14 protein-coding genes and 1 riboswitch are annotated in these 15,454 nt (G+C 70.9%); of the genes, 11 read left to right on the top strand and 3 right to left on the bottom strand.

Annotated features, from left to right (window positions below; all coding sequences use genetic code 11):
- Positions 1-211 precede the first annotated feature (211 nt).
- From L7D48_RS04910 to L7D48_RS04865, 10 genes are all read left to right on the top strand, one after another.
- Positions 212-820 carry a CDP-alcohol phosphatidyltransferase family protein gene (locus L7D48_RS04910; RefSeq protein ID WP_237877635.1) on the top strand — a complete coding sequence of 203 codons (609 nt, stop codon included), beginning with the start codon at positions 212-214 and terminating at the stop codon, positions 818-820.
- Positions 821-935: 115 nt separating this feature from the next.
- Positions 936-3,431: a mannose-1-phosphate guanyltransferase gene (locus L7D48_RS04905; RefSeq protein WP_237877634.1), complete on the top strand. Its 2,496-nt coding sequence runs from the start codon at positions 936-938 to the stop codon at positions 3,429-3,431.
- A 119-nt stretch (positions 3,432-3,550) separates the two neighbouring features.
- Positions 3,551-4,459: a DUF881 domain-containing protein gene (locus L7D48_RS04900; protein WP_237877633.1), complete on the top strand. Its 909-nt coding sequence runs from the start codon at positions 3,551-3,553 to the stop codon at positions 4,457-4,459.
- The gene (locus L7D48_RS04895; protein WP_093658545.1) at positions 4,456-4,788 is read left to right on the top strand and encodes a small basic family protein; all 333 of its coding nucleotides are present in this window, start codon (positions 4,456-4,458) and stop codon (positions 4,786-4,788) included. Before L7D48_RS04900 ends, L7D48_RS04895 begins: the two co-directional genes overlap by 4 nt.
- Before the next feature lie 7 nt (positions 4,789-4,795).
- Positions 4,796-5,632, top strand: a complete 837-nt coding sequence (locus L7D48_RS04890) for a DUF881 domain-containing protein (RefSeq protein ID WP_237877632.1) — start codon at positions 4,796-4,798, stop codon at positions 5,630-5,632.
- A gap of 123 nt (positions 5,633-5,755) precedes the next feature.
- The gene (locus L7D48_RS04885; RefSeq protein ID WP_237877641.1) at positions 5,756-6,568 is read left to right on the top strand and encodes an FHA domain-containing protein; all 813 of its coding nucleotides are present in this window, start codon (positions 5,756-5,758) and stop codon (positions 6,566-6,568) included.
- A 21-nt stretch (positions 6,569-6,589) separates the two neighbouring features.
- The gene (locus L7D48_RS04880; protein WP_237877631.1) at positions 6,590-7,390 is read left to right on the top strand and encodes a MerR family transcriptional regulator; all 801 of its coding nucleotides are present in this window, start codon (positions 6,590-6,592) and stop codon (positions 7,388-7,390) included.
- Between the two features lie 86 nt (positions 7,391-7,476).
- The gene (locus tag L7D48_RS04875; protein ID WP_093658537.1) at positions 7,477-7,950 is read left to right on the top strand and encodes a bifunctional nuclease family protein; all 474 of its coding nucleotides are present in this window, start codon (positions 7,477-7,479) and stop codon (positions 7,948-7,950) included.
- 184 nt (positions 7,951-8,134) lie between these two features.
- A complete protein-coding gene (locus tag L7D48_RS04870) occupies positions 8,135-8,734 on the top strand; it encodes a MerR family transcriptional regulator (protein WP_237877630.1) in 600 nt (199 codons plus the stop codon).
- A 97-nt stretch (positions 8,735-8,831) separates the two neighbouring features.
- Positions 8,832-10,286 (top strand): DNA polymerase IV, encoded by a 1,455-nt coding sequence (locus L7D48_RS04865; protein ID WP_237877629.1) that lies wholly within the window; start codon positions 8,832-8,834, stop codon positions 10,284-10,286.
- On the opposite strand, the gene L7D48_RS04860 is transcribed toward L7D48_RS04865, so the two are convergent.
- Positions 10,202-10,579: a PRC-barrel domain-containing protein gene (locus tag L7D48_RS04860; protein ID WP_237877628.1), complete on the bottom strand. Its 378-nt coding sequence runs from the start codon at positions 10,577-10,579 to the stop codon at positions 10,202-10,204. The genes L7D48_RS04865 and L7D48_RS04860 overlap by 85 nt on opposite strands.
- Positions 10,580-10,738: 159 nt before the next feature.
- Positions 10,739-10,836: riboswitch (glycine riboswitch) on the top strand.
- Positions 10,837-11,019: 183 nt separating this feature from the next.
- Between L7D48_RS04860 and gcvP the strand changes: the two genes are divergently transcribed.
- Positions 11,020-13,926 carry an aminomethyl-transferring glycine dehydrogenase gene (gene gcvP / locus L7D48_RS04855; RefSeq protein WP_237877627.1) on the top strand — a complete coding sequence of 969 codons (2,907 nt, stop codon included), beginning with the start codon at positions 11,020-11,022 and terminating at the stop codon, positions 13,924-13,926.
- An 84-nt stretch (positions 13,927-14,010) separates the two neighbouring features.
- On the opposite strand, the gene L7D48_RS04850 is transcribed toward gcvP, so the two are convergent.
- Positions 14,011-14,217 carry a DUF5999 family protein gene (locus tag L7D48_RS04850; RefSeq protein WP_279950410.1) on the bottom strand — a complete coding sequence of 69 codons (207 nt, stop codon included), beginning with the start codon at positions 14,215-14,217 and terminating at the stop codon, positions 14,011-14,013.
- Positions 14,218-14,542: 325 nt separating this feature from the next.
- Entirely contained in the window at positions 14,543-15,133 is a 591-nt protein-coding gene (locus tag L7D48_RS04845; RefSeq protein WP_237877625.1) for a hypothetical protein, read from the bottom strand.
- Positions 15,134-15,454: the final 321 nt, after the last annotated feature.

Here is a 15,454-nt window from a genome sequence, read left to right as displayed (position 1 = left end):
AGCTAAGCCTCTCAGCGCCGATGGTACTGCATGGGGGACCGTGTGGGAGAGTAGGACGCCGCCGAACAAAATGTGAAGAGAATGCCCTGCCGGGTTCCCGGCAGGGCATTCTCGCGTTGTGCCCCGTTTCCGGGGCCCCCTTTCGTCCCTGGCCTCGCACTGCGGGTAAGGTCAGGAGGCATCGTTGGCACGGACTCACAGGAGGTCTTGGGTGGAGGCCCAGGAGACACGCGTCCAGACGGACCGTGTCCTCACCATCCCCAACATCCTCAGCATGGCGCGGCTCGTAGGGGTTCCGCTCTTCCTGTGGCTGATCCTCTGGCCGGAGTTCGGGGGTCCCAACGCCGACGGCTGGGCGCTGCTCGTGCTTGCGCTCAGCGGTGTCAGCGACTACCTGGACGGCAAACTCGCCCGGCGCTGGAACCAGGTCAGCGGCCTCGGCCGCATCCTCGACCCGGCTGCCGACCGGCTGTACATACTCTCCACTCTGGTCGGGCTGACATGGCGCGACATCCTCCCACTCTGGCTCACCGGACTGCTCTTGGCGCGCGAGCTCATGCTGCTGGTGGCCATCTGGGTCCTCGACCGCCACGGATATGCACCACCGCAGGTCAACTTCCTGGGGAAAGCCGCCACCTTCAACCTGATGTACGCCTTCCCGCTGCTGCTGCTCAGTGACGGAAGCGGATGGCTTCCGTCACTGGCTGCTATTTTCGGATGGGCGTTCGCAGGCTGGGGTACAACCCTGTACTGGTGGGCAGGACTCCTCTATGTGGTTCAAGTCCGCCGACTTGTCAAGGCGGACGCCGCAGCCGACTAGGCCCTGACTCTCGTCGGGGGCTGCGAGACCCGAGTGGCCCTTTAAAGATTCACGGGTCTCTTCGGCCGGGCACAGTCGGCATGTATGTCGTCTCTTCAAGGAGGACGCTTCCGACATGAAGGCCGTCGTAATGGCCGGTGGCGAGGGCACCCGCCTTCGCCCGATGACCGCGAGCATGCCCAAGCCGCTGCTGCCAGTGGCCAACAGGCCCATCATGGAGCATGTGCTGCGGCTGCTCAAGCGGCACGGTCTCACCGAGACCGTGGTGACCGTACAGTTCCTGGCCTCCCTGGTCAAGAACTACTTCGGTGACGGCGAGGAGCTCGGGATGGAGCTCACCTACGCCAATGAGGAAAAACCTTTGGGCACCGCAGGCAGCGTCAAGAACGCAGAGGAAGCCCTCAAGGACGACTCGTTCCTCGTCATTTCCGGTGACGCTCTCACCGATTTCGACCTGACCGAACTCATCAATTTCCACCGAGAGCGCGGCGCGATGGTGACCGTGTGTCTCACGAGGGTGCCCAATCCTCTCGAGTTCGGTATCACGATCGTCGACGACGACGGGAAGGTCGAGCGTTTCCTGGAGAAGCCCACCTGGGGCCAGGTCTTCTCCGACACCGTGAACACCGGCATCTACGTCATGGAGCCGGAGGTCTTCGACTACGTCGACCCCGATGTCCCCGTGGACTGGTCCGGCGACGTCTTTCCGCAGCTCATGAAGGAAGGCAAGCCGGTCTACGGCTATGTCGCCGAGGGCTACTGGGAGGACGTCGGCACCCACGAGAGCTATGTCAAGGCACAGGCCGACGTTCTCGAGGGGAAAGTCGACGTCGAGATCGACGGGTTCGAGATCTCTCCGGGAGTCTGGATCGCGGAAGGCGCGGAAGTCCACCCCGACGCGGTACTGCGCGGACCGCTGTATGTGGGTGACTACGCCAAGGTGGAAGCCGGCGCCGAACTGCGGGAGCACACGGTCATCGGCTCCAACGTGGTGGTCAAGAGCGGGGCTTTCCTGCACAAGGCCGTCGTCCACGACAACGTCTACATCGGTCCGCAGTCCAACCTCCGGGGTTGCGTCATCGGCAAGAACACCGACGTGATGCGGGCCGCCCGGATCGAGGACGGTGCGGTCATCGGTGACGAGTGCCTGGTGGGCGAGGAGTCCATCGTCCAGGGCAACGTCCGGGTCTACCCCTTCAAGACGGTCGAAGCCGGCGCCTTCGTCAACACGTCGGTCATCTGGGAGTCGAGAGGCCAGGCCCATCTGTTCGGCGCTCGCGGCGTCTCCGGCATCCTCAACGTGGAGATCACGCCGGAGTTGGCCGTACGGCTGGCCGGAGCATACGCCACGACGCTGAAGAAGGGGTCGACGGTCACCACGGCCCGCGACCACTCCCGAGGCGCGCGTGCCCTGAAGCGCGCGGTGATCTCCGCCCTCCAGGCGAGCGCCATCGATGTGCGGGACCTGGAGAACGTGCCGCTGCCGGTGGCCCGGCAGCAGACCGCGAGAGGCAGCGCCGGCGGCATCATGATCCGTACGACGCCGGGCGTTCCCGACTCCGTCGACATCATGTTCTTCGACGAGCGGGGCGCCGACCTCTCGCAGGCGGGCCAGCGCAAGCTGGACCGTGTCTACGCCCGCCAGGAGTACCGCAGGGCGTTCCCGGGAGAGATCGGAGACCTGAGCTTCCCGGCCAGTGTCTTCGACTCCTACACGGGAACACTGCTGCGGGCGGTGGACACCACCGGTGTCGCCGAGTCCGGTCTCAAGGTGGTCGTGGACGCCTCCAACGGAAGCGCCGGCCTCGTTCTGCCCAGTCTGCTCGGCCGGCTCGGCGTCGACTCGCTGACGATCAACCCGGGGCTGGACGAGGCACGGCCGACCGAGACGGCGGACACCCGCCGGGCCGGGCTGGTGCGGCTGGGGGAGATCGTGGCGTCGGCCCGGGCGGCCTTCGGTGTCCGGTTCGACCCCGTGGGCGAGAAGATCTCCCTGGTGGACGAGCGCGGCACGATCATCGAGGACCAGCGGGCACTGCTGGTGATGCTCGACCTGATCGCCGCGGAGCGGCGCAGCGGGAAGGTCGCCCTGCCGGTGACCACGACCCGCATCGCCGAGCAGGTGGCCGCCTACCACGGCACCCAGGTGGAGTGGACCACGACCTCGCCGGACGATCTCACCAGGGTCGGAAGGGACGAGGCCACCGTCTTCGGCGGCGACGGCCGGGGCGGGTTCATCGTGCCGGAGTTCAGCAGTGTCTTCGACGGCACGGCGGCCTTCGTGCGCCTGCTCGGACTCGTGGCCCGTACCCAGCTCACCCTGAGCCAGATCGACGCCCGTATCCCGCAGGCCCACGTGCTGCGTCGCGACCTGGCCACCCCCTGGGCGGTCAAGGGCCTGGTCATGCGCCGGGTCGTCGAGGCCGCGGGGGAACGTTTCGTCGACACGACCGACGGCGTGCGCGTGGTGGAGTCCGACGGGCGCTGGGTCATGGTGCTGCCGGATCCGGCCGAGGCGGTCACCCACCTGTGGGCCGAGGGGCCTGACGACGCCTCCGCGCAGGCGCTGCTCGACGAGTGGTCGGCGGTGGTCGACAGCGCCGGGCGCTGACGGCCCGACGATTTCCAGGGGCTCGTGAGCCCCGGAACACCGCGGTACCGTACCGCCGAACGGGCGTGCTCCGACGCTGTGGAGGCCCTGTTCGGCGGTACGGCCCTCGACATGCGACGATGTGCGGCATGTCGCAGCAGCACCCCGCACGGAGCACACCCTCGAGGCCTGCGCGACCCGACGCCTCCATGTCGCTGCTCACCAACGTGATGGAGCACAGCCTCGACGACGGCTACGCGGAAGCGGCGGCCCGCCGGGGCGCCGAGGGCCGGTCCGGGCTGCCCCGCACACTGCGGGGGAAGCTCGTCCTGGCCGCCGGTCTCGTCCTGGCCGCGCTGGTGGTCACGCTGGGGGCCGCCCAGGCGCGTTTCGAGGCGCCCACGGAGGCGCGGGAGCGGCAGGAGCTGATCGACCGCATCGAGGACGGCAGCCGGGACGCGGACGGCCTGCAGAGCAGCGTGGACGGCCTCCGTGAGGAGGTCGCCGCCATGCAGCGCGAGGCGCTCCAGGAACACGGCGGCGACCGCGGCGAAGTGGTCGCGCTGCTGGCCGGGGCGGTGCCGGTCGAGGGACCGGGGATCAGGCTCGTCGTCGACGATGCCGAGGACTCCGGACCGGGCGAGGGCGGAGGGCCGCGCCAGAGCACCGGCTTCGCCGACACCGGGCGGGTACGGGACAGGGACCTGCAGAGGGTCGTCAACGGGCTGTGGGAGTCGGGAGCAGAGGCGATCTCGGTCAACGGGCAGCGGCTGACGGCCCTGTCCGCCATCCGCGCCGCAGGCGACGCCATACTCGTCGACAACAAACCACTGGTGCCTCCGTACACCCTGCTGGCGGTGGGCGACGGCGAGGACCTGAGCGAAACCTTCCAGGACAGTGACGACGGCCTGTACCTGGAGGTGCTCCAGGACAACTACGGCATCCGCACCGGTATCTCCGTCCAGGACAGGGTGCGGCTGCCGGCCGCGCCCAGCCTCACCGTTCGTACGGCAGAGCCCGTGAAAACAGGAAAGGGCAGCACATCGTGATCGCCGTTCTGGGCCTCATCGTGGGAGTCGTGGCCGGACTCCTGGTCCGTCCCGTGGTGCCGACGGTCGTCGAACCCTATCTGCCGATCGCCGTCGTGGCGGCGCTGGACGCGGTCTTCGGCGGACTGCGTGCGATGCTGGACGGCATCTTCGACGACAAGGTCTTCGTGGTGTCCTTCCTGTCGAACGTGGTGGTGGCGGCGCTGATCGTCTTCCTCGGCGACAAACTCGGCGTCGGTGCGCAGTTGTCGACGGGCGTCGTGGTGGTGCTGGGCATCCGTATCTTCTCCAATGCCGCCGCCATCCGGCGGCATGTGTTCCGGGCGTGAGTGAGCGATGAGCGACGACAGGACGACACCGCCGGGCATGGGCCCGGCGGAGGAGCGCGGTGGGACCGCCGCGGGGCCGGAGGAGCCCGCGGAGGGCACCGCCCCGGTCGACGGGAACCCTTCCCCGGACGGACGCGAGCGGCTGATCCGCGGACTGTGGCCACCGCGGGTGAACCGTAATCAACTCACCGTGGCGCTGCTGCTGTTCGTCCTCGGGCTGGGGCTCGCCATCCAGGTCCGTTCCACCAGCGAGAACAGCCCGCTGCGCGGTGCGCGGCAGGAGGACCTCGTGCGGATCCTCGACGAGCTCGACAGCCGCACCCAGCGGCTGGAGGAGGAGAAGCGGACGCTGGAGAACCAGAAGTCCGAGCTGGAGAACAGCTCGGACCAGGCGGAGGAGGCGCGCCGGCAGACCGAGGAGAGGGCGCGGCAGCTGGGTGTGCTGGCGGGCACGGTCGCGGCCGAGGGGCCGGGTATACGGATGACGGTGGACGACGCCGCGGGCACGGTCGAGGCCCACATGCTGCTGGACGCGATCCAGGAACTGCGTGCCGCGGGTGCCGAGGCCATCGAGGTCAACGGTGTACGGGTGGTGACGAGCACCCACTTCACCGACAGTGGCGGCGGCATCAGGGTCGACGGCCGCAAGGTGGCCTCGCCCTACCGTTTCGAGGTCATCGGCGAGCCGCAGGACCTCGAGCCGGCGCTCAACATTCCGGGCGGTGTCGTCCAGTCCCTGGAGAAGGAGCAGGCCACCGTGTCCATAACCCGTTCAGAGAAGATCGTCGTGGATGCCTTGCGATCGGCGAAGCGGCCTGACTACGCTCAGTCGCCATCGCAGTGAGCCGACGCGTGAAGAAACCGGGGGTCGGCGCGCTTGCCGGCCTGCGGGTAAGGGAAACTGTCCGAAGGCCAGGGACGTTGTGAGGGCGTCCGGTTCGGCCACCGTGAGCATCGAGGGTCTGTCCTGCCCCACGGGCGGGTCTGTTTCGTGCGAGGGGAATCGCCCGTGAGTTTTCTTGGGAAGTTGTTCGGTATCAAGCGTCAGGGCGCCGGGGACGGCGCCCGGCACCGTGCGCCGCGCGGCGGCGAGCCCGCGGCGGAGGGGGCGGAACGCCCGCTCTTCCGTGACGAGGTCGCGCCCGGCCACGATTCGAGTGGTCACGGCCCTGTCTCTGTTGACCGGGAAGCGTCCGGCCGCATAGGTTCCGAGGCACCATCAGCTTCGAGTACGGGTGGAGGAGGCGACTTGCCGGTCTGTGCCAGGTGCGGTACCCGCGCCGCCGAGGCGAGCCGTTTCTGCTCCAACTGCGGGGCGCCGCTGCGGGGAGGTGCCGCACCCGAGCGTTCCTCGGAGACGACCTCCACCATCTCGATCTCGGGCATCGAGGCCTACGACGCGGAGATGACGGGACAGACGGCCCTGCCGTCGCTGTCCCCCGAGGCCCAGGCGGCCGTGGACGCGCTGCCGATGGGCTCGGCGCTGCTGGTGGTGCGCCGGGGGCCGAACTCCGGCAGCCGCTTCCTGCTGGACAGCGAGCTGACGACGGCGGGGCGCCATCCCGAGAGCGACATCTTCCTGGACGACGTGACCGTCTCCCGCCGTCATGTGGAGTTCCGGCGCGGCCCGGACGGCCGGTTCACCGTCGCCGACGTCGGCAGTCTCAACGGCACGTACGTCAACCGCGAGCGGATCGACTCGGTCGTGCTCAACAACGGTGACGAGGTCCAGATCGGGAAGTACAGGCTGGTCTTCTTCGCCAGTCAGCGCACCGTCTGACCAACCGCCCCGGGGGCGTCCATGCTGCAATCACGGTCCGGCGGTGCCCGCAGGGGCACCGCCGCCGCGAAGTCCGCTCCGATGAGTATCGGAGCCGTGCTCAACCTGCTGCGGGACGAGTTCCCCGAGGTGACCATCTCCAAGATCCGCTTCCTGGAGTCCGAGGGGCTGGTGGAACCGCAGCGGACTCCGTCGGGGTACCGCAAGTTCACCGCGGCGGACGTGGAGCGGCTGAGCCGGGTGCTGCGGATGCAGCGCGACCACTATCTGCCGCTGCGGGTCATCAAGGAGCACCTCGACGCACTCGACCGCGGCGAGGAGGTGGCCCTGCCCGGCCCGGCGAGGCCGTCCGACGCCATCGATCCGTTCGGATCGCGGGAGGGGGATCCGGCCTCGGCCGCCGCCCCGCAGGACCGCGATCCGGACGGCTCGGGTGGCGCGGACGCCCCCCGTACGGCGCGTGTGGGGCGCGCGGAGCTCCTGGCCGCCGTCGGGGCGGAGGAGGAGCAGCTCGCCGAGTGGGAGTCGTACGGCCTGATCGGTCCCGCAGGGGACGGCGGGTACGACGCCGAGGCCGTCGCCGTCGCCCGGATCGTCGCGGATCTGGGCCGGTACGGTCTGGAGCCGCGGCATCTGCGGGTGGTGAAGGCTTCCGCGGAGCGGGAGGCCGGGCTGGTGGAGCAGGTCGTGGCGCCGCTGCGGCGGCACCGCAATCCCCAGACCAGGGCGCACGCCGAGACGACCGCGCGGGAACTGGCGACGCTGGCCGTACGGCTGCACGCGGCCCTGGTGCGGTCGGCGCTGAAGACGCGGCCGCACTGACACGGAGCCGACGCCGCGCCGGCGATGGGCCGGGTCACGGGGTGCCCGACTACCCAAAGGGGGCGCGCACGTCCTAGGGTTGCTGTGTGAACGAGCTCGACGTTGTGGGTGTCCGGGTCGAAATGCCCTCCAACCAGCCGATCGTTCTCCTGCGAGAAGTGGGAGGCGACCGGTACCTTCCCATCTGGATCGGTCCTGGGGAGGCGACAGCGATCGCCTTCGCCCAGCAGGGTATGACGCCCGCCCGCCCGCTGACCCATGACCTGTTCAAGGACGTCCTGGAGGCGGTCGGGCAGGAGCTCACCGCTGTGCGGATCACCGACCTCAGAGAGGGCGTCTTCTACGCCGAGCTGGTCTTCGCCAGCGGTGTGGAGGTGAGCGCCCGCCCGTCCGACGCCATAGCGCTGGCCCTGCGCACCGGGACACCGATCTACGGCAGCGACGGTGTGCTGGACGACGCCGGGATCGCGATCCCGGACGAGCAGGAGGACGAGGTGGAGAAGTTCCGCGAGTTCCTCGACCAGATCTCCCCGGAGGACTTCGGCACCAGCAACCAGTGAGCGCCGCCGACATCAGGCCATTCCGGCACCCATTCCCGCGATGGGGACACGCAAAACCACTCCTTGGGTGATTATCACTCGGCGTGCCGAGTGTGGCGATCGTTGACGCACCCCGAGTGACTGCCTACCGTCGATTGGGCAGGTCCCGGGCATATCCGCGGGACGTGAAGGACGGAGGGTCGGCGTGGGAAGCACCGGCGACAGCAGGGCGGCGGGCGATCCGTATCCGTTGCGCGGATCCTCCATACGGCCCACCGCCCGGTCCGCCCCCACCGCGCAGGGCGCCGGGCCCGAGCTGGTCGGCTACCGCGGGCCGACGGCTTGCGCGGCCGCGGGCATCACCTACAGGCAGCTGGACTACTGGGCCCGTACCGGTCTGGTCGAGCCCAGTGTCCGCCCGGCGTACGGCTCGGGCACCCAGCGGCTCTACAGCTTCCGCGACGTGGTCGTGCTGAAGATCGTCAAGCGACTTCTGGACGCCGGGGTGTCGCTGCAGAACATCCGTACCGCCGTGAGGCACCTGCGCTCGCGCGGGATCGGGGACCTGGAGCGGATGACGCTCATGAGCGACGGCGCGACGGTCTACGAGTGCTCATCGCCCGACGAGGTCGTCGACCTCCTCCAGGGCGGTCAGGGGGTCTTCGGGATCGCGGTCGGCGTGGTGTGGCGGGACGTCGAGGCCGCCCTGTCCCGGTTGCACGCCGAGCGGGTCGACACCGGGGAGACCATCGTCGGGGAGAACCCGGCCGACGAGCTGGCGCGCCGCCGCAACCGGGCGGGATGACCCGGCGCGACGGCCGGACCACCGGTACTGCCCGGGGGCGCGGGGCAGGCGGGCGACGCGGCCGTCCCTGTCGGTGACGTAGGGCAGTATCAAAGGTGTGAGAGGGACACCGACGGTCCTGCACCTGGACATGGACGCCTTCTACGCCGCCGTGGAGCAGGCGGCCAAGCCCAGTCTGCGCGAAAAGCCCGTGATCGTCGGTGGTCTCGGGCCACGGGGGGTGGTCGCCACCGCCTCCTACGAGGCCCGGGCCTTCGGGGTGCACTCGGCGATGCCGATGGCACAGGCCCGCCGGCTGTGTCCGAACGCCGCCTACCTCACCCCCCGTTTCGGGCTCTACCGCCGCGTCAGCGAGGTGGTGATGGGGCTGTTGCGCGAGCTGTCGCCGCTGGTGGAGCCGCTCAGTCTGGACGAGGCGTTCGTGGACCTCCAGGCGGGCGGGGCGGCGGGAGAGGCGGGGCGGTGGTCCGCCGCCGCAGCCCGTGCCGTGGGCGAACGGCTGCGCCGGGACATCCGCGCCGCCACCGGGCTCAGCGGCTCGGTGGGGCTGGCCGGGTCCAAGATGCTCGCCAAGATCGCCTCGGAGCAGGCCAAGCCCGACGGGCTGGTGGTGATCCCGCCGGGCACCGAGCGGGCGCTGCTGGAGCCGATGCCGGTGCGCACACTGCCCGGTGTCGGGCCCGCCACCGCCCAGACCCTGCGCCGGGCGGGGATAGCCACCGTCGGCGAGATCGCCGAGGCGGGGGAGGCGGAACTGGTCCGTCTGCTGGGCCGGGCGCACGGTGGAGCGCTGTACGCGATGGCGCGGGGGATCGACGAACGGCCGGTGGTCGCCGAGCGCGATGCCAAGTCGGTCTCGGTCGAGGACACCTTCGACACCGACCTCACCGACCGCGCCAGGATCCAGGCCGAGATCGCGCGGCTCGCCGACCGCTGCGTCGCGCGGCTGCGGGCGGCGGGGCGCAGCGGGCGCACGGTGGTGGTCAAGATCCGCAGCTACGACTTCTCCACGCTCACCCGCTCCGAGACGCTGCGCGGCCCGACCGACGACCCGGCGGTGGTGAGGGAGGCCGCCGCCCGGCTCGTCGGGGGCGTGGACACCACCGCCGGTGTGAGGCTGCTGGGAGTCGGGGTGAGCGGGCTGGCCGACTTCACCCAGGAGGACCTGTTCGCCCAGGCCGGCACCCGGGCCGCCGGGCTCCTCGGCGCGGACCGGCCGCCGAGCCCCGCTCCGCCCGCGGCGGCGGACGGACCGGCGGCCGGGAGGGAAACACAGGAGGTACGGCACTGGCTGCCCGGCCTGGACATACGGCACGCGCGGTACGGGCCGGGCTGGGTGCAGGGCAGTGGTCTGGGGCGGGTCACGGTGCGGTTCGAGCAGCCCGGGTCGCCGCCGGGCCGGGTGCGCACCTTCGCGGTGGACGATCCGGAGCTGGAGCCCTCCGAGCCGCTGCCGCCATGGGGCGGTCAGGCCTCGGAGCCCGCGATCCGCCCGAACGTCATGTCCTCGTCGGAGGCGGGCGCGGCGGCGCCGGGCACGCCCAGTCCGTAGTGGCGGTAGAGCTGCAGTTCCTGCTCGGGGGAGAGGTGGCGGCCCACGCCGAAGTCCGGCGCCTCCCTCACCAGGGAGCGTTCGAAGGGCACCTTCAGCGTTCCCTCCGCCACCTCGCTGGGTTCCAGCGGGACGAAGGCGTCGCGGCCGAAGAACCCGGTGCGCACGGCCGCCCACTCGGGGATGCCGGTGGCGTCGTCGAGGTACACCTCGTCCACGGTTCCTATCTTCTGTCCGGTGCTGTCGAACGCCTTGAGGCCTATCAGGTCCCGCGGGTCGATGTCGGTCTGCACGGTGGTCCCTCCAACTCCTCGCACGAGAAGGCGCCTGCTCGCGAACAGTCGCCACAAACAACGAAACGGCACATTCGGCGCATCGGCCACTCGGGCAGGTGGGCGGGAACCGCGGCCGGGTCGACGCCGGCGGGCGCTGGTAGGCTCTGAAGTGGCTGTTGACCCCGAGCGGGAGAGTCCTCCGGCGACAGTGCCGGGGGCGCCGAAGGAGCAAATCCTCCCCGGAATCTCTCAGGCTCACGTACCGCGCGGGTGAGGTCACTCTGGAAAGCAGGGCGGGCCACGACGGACGACGCCGCAGCCCCTCCTCACCGACGGTGAAAACCGGGCCGCGCACGCGGGCCGGTGAAGCTCTCAGGTCGCGATGACAGAGGGGGAGGCCGTCGGGGCACCCGCGCCGCGGTGTCCCTCGCAGGTCGCGCAGACCAGGAGGCTTCCAGATGACAGCAGACCGCACTCCTCACGCCACCTCCCTCGCGGAGCTGGAGCGGGGCACTCCCTTCGAGGAGCGCCACATCGGCCCCGACGCCGGCGAGCAGGCCAAGATGCTCGCCCAGGTCGGCTACGGATCACTGGACGAGCTGGCGGCCGCCGCCGTACCGGAGGTGATCAGGAGCACCGAGGCGCTGGACCTGCCCGCGGCCCGCAGCGAGGCGGAGGTCCTGGCGGAGCTGCGCACCCTGGCGGGGCGCAACCAGGTACTGGACTCCATGATCGGTCTGGGCTACCACGGCACCTTCACCCCGCCGGTCATCCTGCGCAACGTCATGGAGAACCCCGCCTGGTACACGGCCTACACCCCGTACCAGCCGGAGATCTCGCAGGGGCGCCTGGAGGCGCTGCTGAACTTCCAGACCGTGGTCGCGGACCTGACCGGACTGCCGACCTCCGGGGCCTCGCTGCTGGACGAGGGCACCGCGGCGGCCGAGGCCATGGCGTTGTCCCGGCGTGTCGGCAAGGTCAAGCAGGGGGTCTTCCTGGTCGACGCCGACTGCCTGCCGCAGACCATCGCCGTGATCGAGACCCGCGCCGAGCCCACCGGGGTGGAGGTCGTCGTCGCCGACCTGTCCGGCGGTATCCCCGCCGAGGTCGCCGAGCGGGGCGTCTTCGGCGTGCTGCTGCAGTACCCGGGCGCCTCCGGCGCCGTGCGCGACCTGCGCGCCGTGATCGAGGAGGCGCACGGGCTGGGCGCGGTCGTCACCGTCGCCGCCGACCTGCTCGCCCTCACCCTGCTGACCTCCCCCGGCGAGCTGGGCGCCGACATCGCGGTGGGATCCAGCCAGCGCTTCGGCGTGCCGATGGGCTTCGGCGGGCCGCACGCCGGGTTCATGGCGGTGCGGGAGAAGTTCGCGCGCAACCTGCCCGGCCGCCTGGTGGGCGTCTCGGTGGACGCCGACGGCACCAGGGCCTACCGCCTGGCCCTGCAGACCCGGGAGCAGCACATCCGCCGGGAGAAGGCCACCAGCAACATCTGCACCGCCCAGGTGCTGCTCGCCGTGATGGCGGGGATGTACGCCGTCTACCACGGCCCCGACGGGCTGGCCGCCATCGCCCGCCGCACCCACCGCTACGCCGCCGTCCTCGCCCAGGGGCTGCGCGAGGGCGGAGTCGAGATCGTCCACGACACGTTCTTCGACACCGTCACCGCGCGAGTGCCCGGCCGGGCCGCCGAGGTCGTCGCCGCCGCCCGCGAGGCCGGGGTCAACCTGCGCCTGACCGACGCCGACCACGTCGGCATCGCCTGCGACGAGACCACCGGACGCGAGCAGCTCGCCGCGGTGTGGGGCGCCTTCGGCGTGGAGTCCAAGGCCGCGGACGCCGAGGCGCTGGACGAGGCCGCCGGCGAGGTGCTGCCCGCCGCCCTGCTGCGTACCGACGAGTACCTGACCCACCCGGTCTTCCACCGGCACCGCTCCGAGACGTCGATGCTGCGCTACCTGCGCAGGCTGGCCGACCGGGACTACGCGCTGGACCGCGGCATGATCCCGCTGGGCTCGTGCACCATGAAGCTCAACGCGACCACCGAGATGGAGCCGGTCACCTGGCCGGAGTTCGGCGCACTGCACCCCTTCGCGCCCGCCGAGCAGGCCGAGGGCTACCTGACGCTGATCCGCGAACTGGAGGAGCGGCTGGCCGAGGTCACCGGCTACGACAAGGTCTCCATCCAGCCCAACGCCGGCTCCCAGGGCGAGCTGGCGGGCCTGCTGGCGGTACGGGCGTACCACCGGGCGAACGGCGAGACGGGCCGCACCGTCTGCCTGATCCCCTCCTCCGCGCACGGCACCAACGCCGCCAGCGCCGTGATGGCCGGGATGAGGGTCGTCGTCGTCAGGACCGGCGAGAACGGCGACGTGGACGTCGAGGACCTGCGGGCCAAGATCGACAAGCACCGCGAGGAACTGGCGGTGCTGATGGTCACCTACCCCTCCACCCACGGTGTGTTCGAGGAGCACATCACCGACATCTGCGCGGCCGTGCACGAGGCGGGCGGACAGGTCTACGTGGACGGGGCCAACCTCAACGCGCTGGTGGGTCTGGCCAAGCCGGGGAAGTTCGGCGCGGACGTCTCCCACCTGAACCTGCACAAGACCTTCTGCATCCCGCACGGCGGCGGTGGCCCGGGCGTCGGCCCGGTGGCCGTCCGCTCCCACCTGGCGCCGTACCTGCCCAATCACCCCCTCCAGCCCGCGGCCGGCCCCGAGACGGGCGTGGGGCCGATCTCGGCGGCGCCCTGGGGCTCGGCCGGTATCCTGCCCATCTCGTGGGCGTACGTGCGCCTGATGGGCGCCGAGGGGCTGCGTCGCGCCACCCAGGTGGCCGTGCTCGGGGCCAACTACGTCGCCAAGCGGCTGGAGCCGCACTACCCGGTGCTCTACACCGGTCCGGGCGGCCTGGTGGCGCACGAGTGCATCATCGACGTCCGCCCGCTGACCAAGGCCACCGGCGTCAGCATCGACGACGTGGCCAAGCGGCTGATCGACTACGGCTTCCACGCCCCGACGATGTCCTTCCCCGTGGCGGGGACGCTGATGATCGAGCCCACCGAGAGCGAGGATCTCGCCGAGCTGGACCGCTTCTGCGACGCGATGATCGCGATCCGGGCCGAGATCGAGAAGGTCGCCTCGGGGGAGTGGGACGCGCAGGACAACCCGCTGCGCAACGCCCCGCACACCGCCGCGCAGCTCGCCGGCGAGTGGGGGCACCCCTACGGGCGCGAGGAGGCGGCGTTCCCGGTCGGCGTCGCGGCGGCCGACAAGTACTGGCCGCCGGTGCGGCGCATCGACGGCGCCTACGGCGACCGCAACCTGGTCTGCTCGTGCCCCCCGATGGACGAGTACGACGGCTGAGCCGCGACCGGGCGGTACCCACAGGGGCGGGCCCCCGCCGCGCGGCGGGGGCCCGCCCCTTGGGCGGTGCGACGCCGTCCGCCGTCAGGCGGCGGTGGTGACGTGCCCGGCGCCGAGCGGCCGGTGCGGCGCGATGACCTGCCCGTCGGGCAGCAGTTCGCCGGTGTCCTCGAAGAGCAGGACACCGTTGCACAGCAGGCTCCAGCCCTGTTCCGGGTGGTGCGCCACGAGATGGGCGGCCTCCCGGTCGGCGGAGTCGGCTGACGGGCAGGGCGGCTGGTGCTGACACATGGTGGAGTTCTCTCGCTGCGATGTGGTGGTGCTCTGGTTGGATGCGTGGTTCATGACCGCCCCCGTGTCTCCTGGTCGATCCCCCAGTGTTGTCCCGCGGCCGGAATTCCGCAGGGATTTCGCCGCGGCTGTCCCCACGTTCCGACGACGCGCCCTTCCTGAGGACGGTTGCCCGGGCCAGAATCATCCGTTCGGGTGATGTCGGAGCCGTGGACGGCCGGCATCCGGGAGGGTGGAAGCGACAGTGGTGCCCCGCGGCCGGCCGGCCGGCCGCGGGGCACCACTGTCGCTGTCCGGGCCCGTCACCGGGCCGTGCCGCCGGGGATCAGGCGGGCGTGCCCAGCAGGGGCGGGGGCGCCAGCCGCCGGGTCAGCAGCGGCAGCAGGCCGTCGACGCGGTGCGGCCGGTGCGCCGCGATCCCGGGCGGGGCAGGGGCGAGCGGCACCAGCAGATCCGCCGGGGCCGGCGAGCCGTCGGCGGCGTCGGCCTCCGTGTCGCCGTGCAGCCACAGCGTCAGCATGTAGAGCTCCGGCACCGACAGCAGCCGCGGCTGGTACGCCGCCGGCAGTGTCTCGGCGCGGCGCAGGGCGGTCTCGGCCGAGGCGACGAACGGCCCCTCGCAGAAGTGCGAGAACGTCCAGCCGTCCGCGGTGAGCGCCGCGTCGGCGGCGCCCACCACACCGTGCGCGTCCCGCAGCAGGAAGCGCCAGCCCGCCAGCCTGGTGCGGGGCGGCCCCGCCGACGCGGTGATCCCGTTCAGCACGTGGAGCGGCAGGGAGAGGTCCGGACGCACCGGGCCCGTCCGGGCCCGGAGGCCGGGAGGGGCGGCGTCGCCTCGGAGGCCGGCGGGGGAACCGAGGGCCGCGTGCACACTGCGCAGAGCGGGTGCCGGGGCCGGTTGGACACGCAGGGGCATGGTGGGTCGCCTCTCGATCGGAGACACGGTGGTGCTCAGCTGCTGGCGCGGACGGCGCTGTCGGCGTACGGAAGGGCCGTGGAGAAGGCCGGGAAGAAACCTGGAAGGGAGGGGGCGGCGGATGCGCGCCCATCGCCGGGTCGCGTCTCAGCCGCTTTCGTGGAGTTTATACGAGAGTTGTTCAGCCGGTGTTTCGGCTAGCTGTCCCGAATGTTACCGGCAAGAGGTCATCCGGACATTTCTCGGCGGTGTTTCATCTGCGAGTTTCCGGGAGTCCGACCGCTGACCTGGAAAGCGACTGACTATGCGGTCGTCCGTATC

The sequence above is a fragment of the Streptomyces sp. ICN903 genome, assembly GCF_022015835.1.
Classification (GTDB): domain Bacteria; phylum Actinomycetota; class Actinomycetes; order Streptomycetales; family Streptomycetaceae; genus Streptomyces; species Streptomyces fenghuangensis.
The sequence above is the reverse complement of the archived record's forward strand: the minus strand, read 5'-3'. Positions and strand labels throughout refer to the sequence as shown.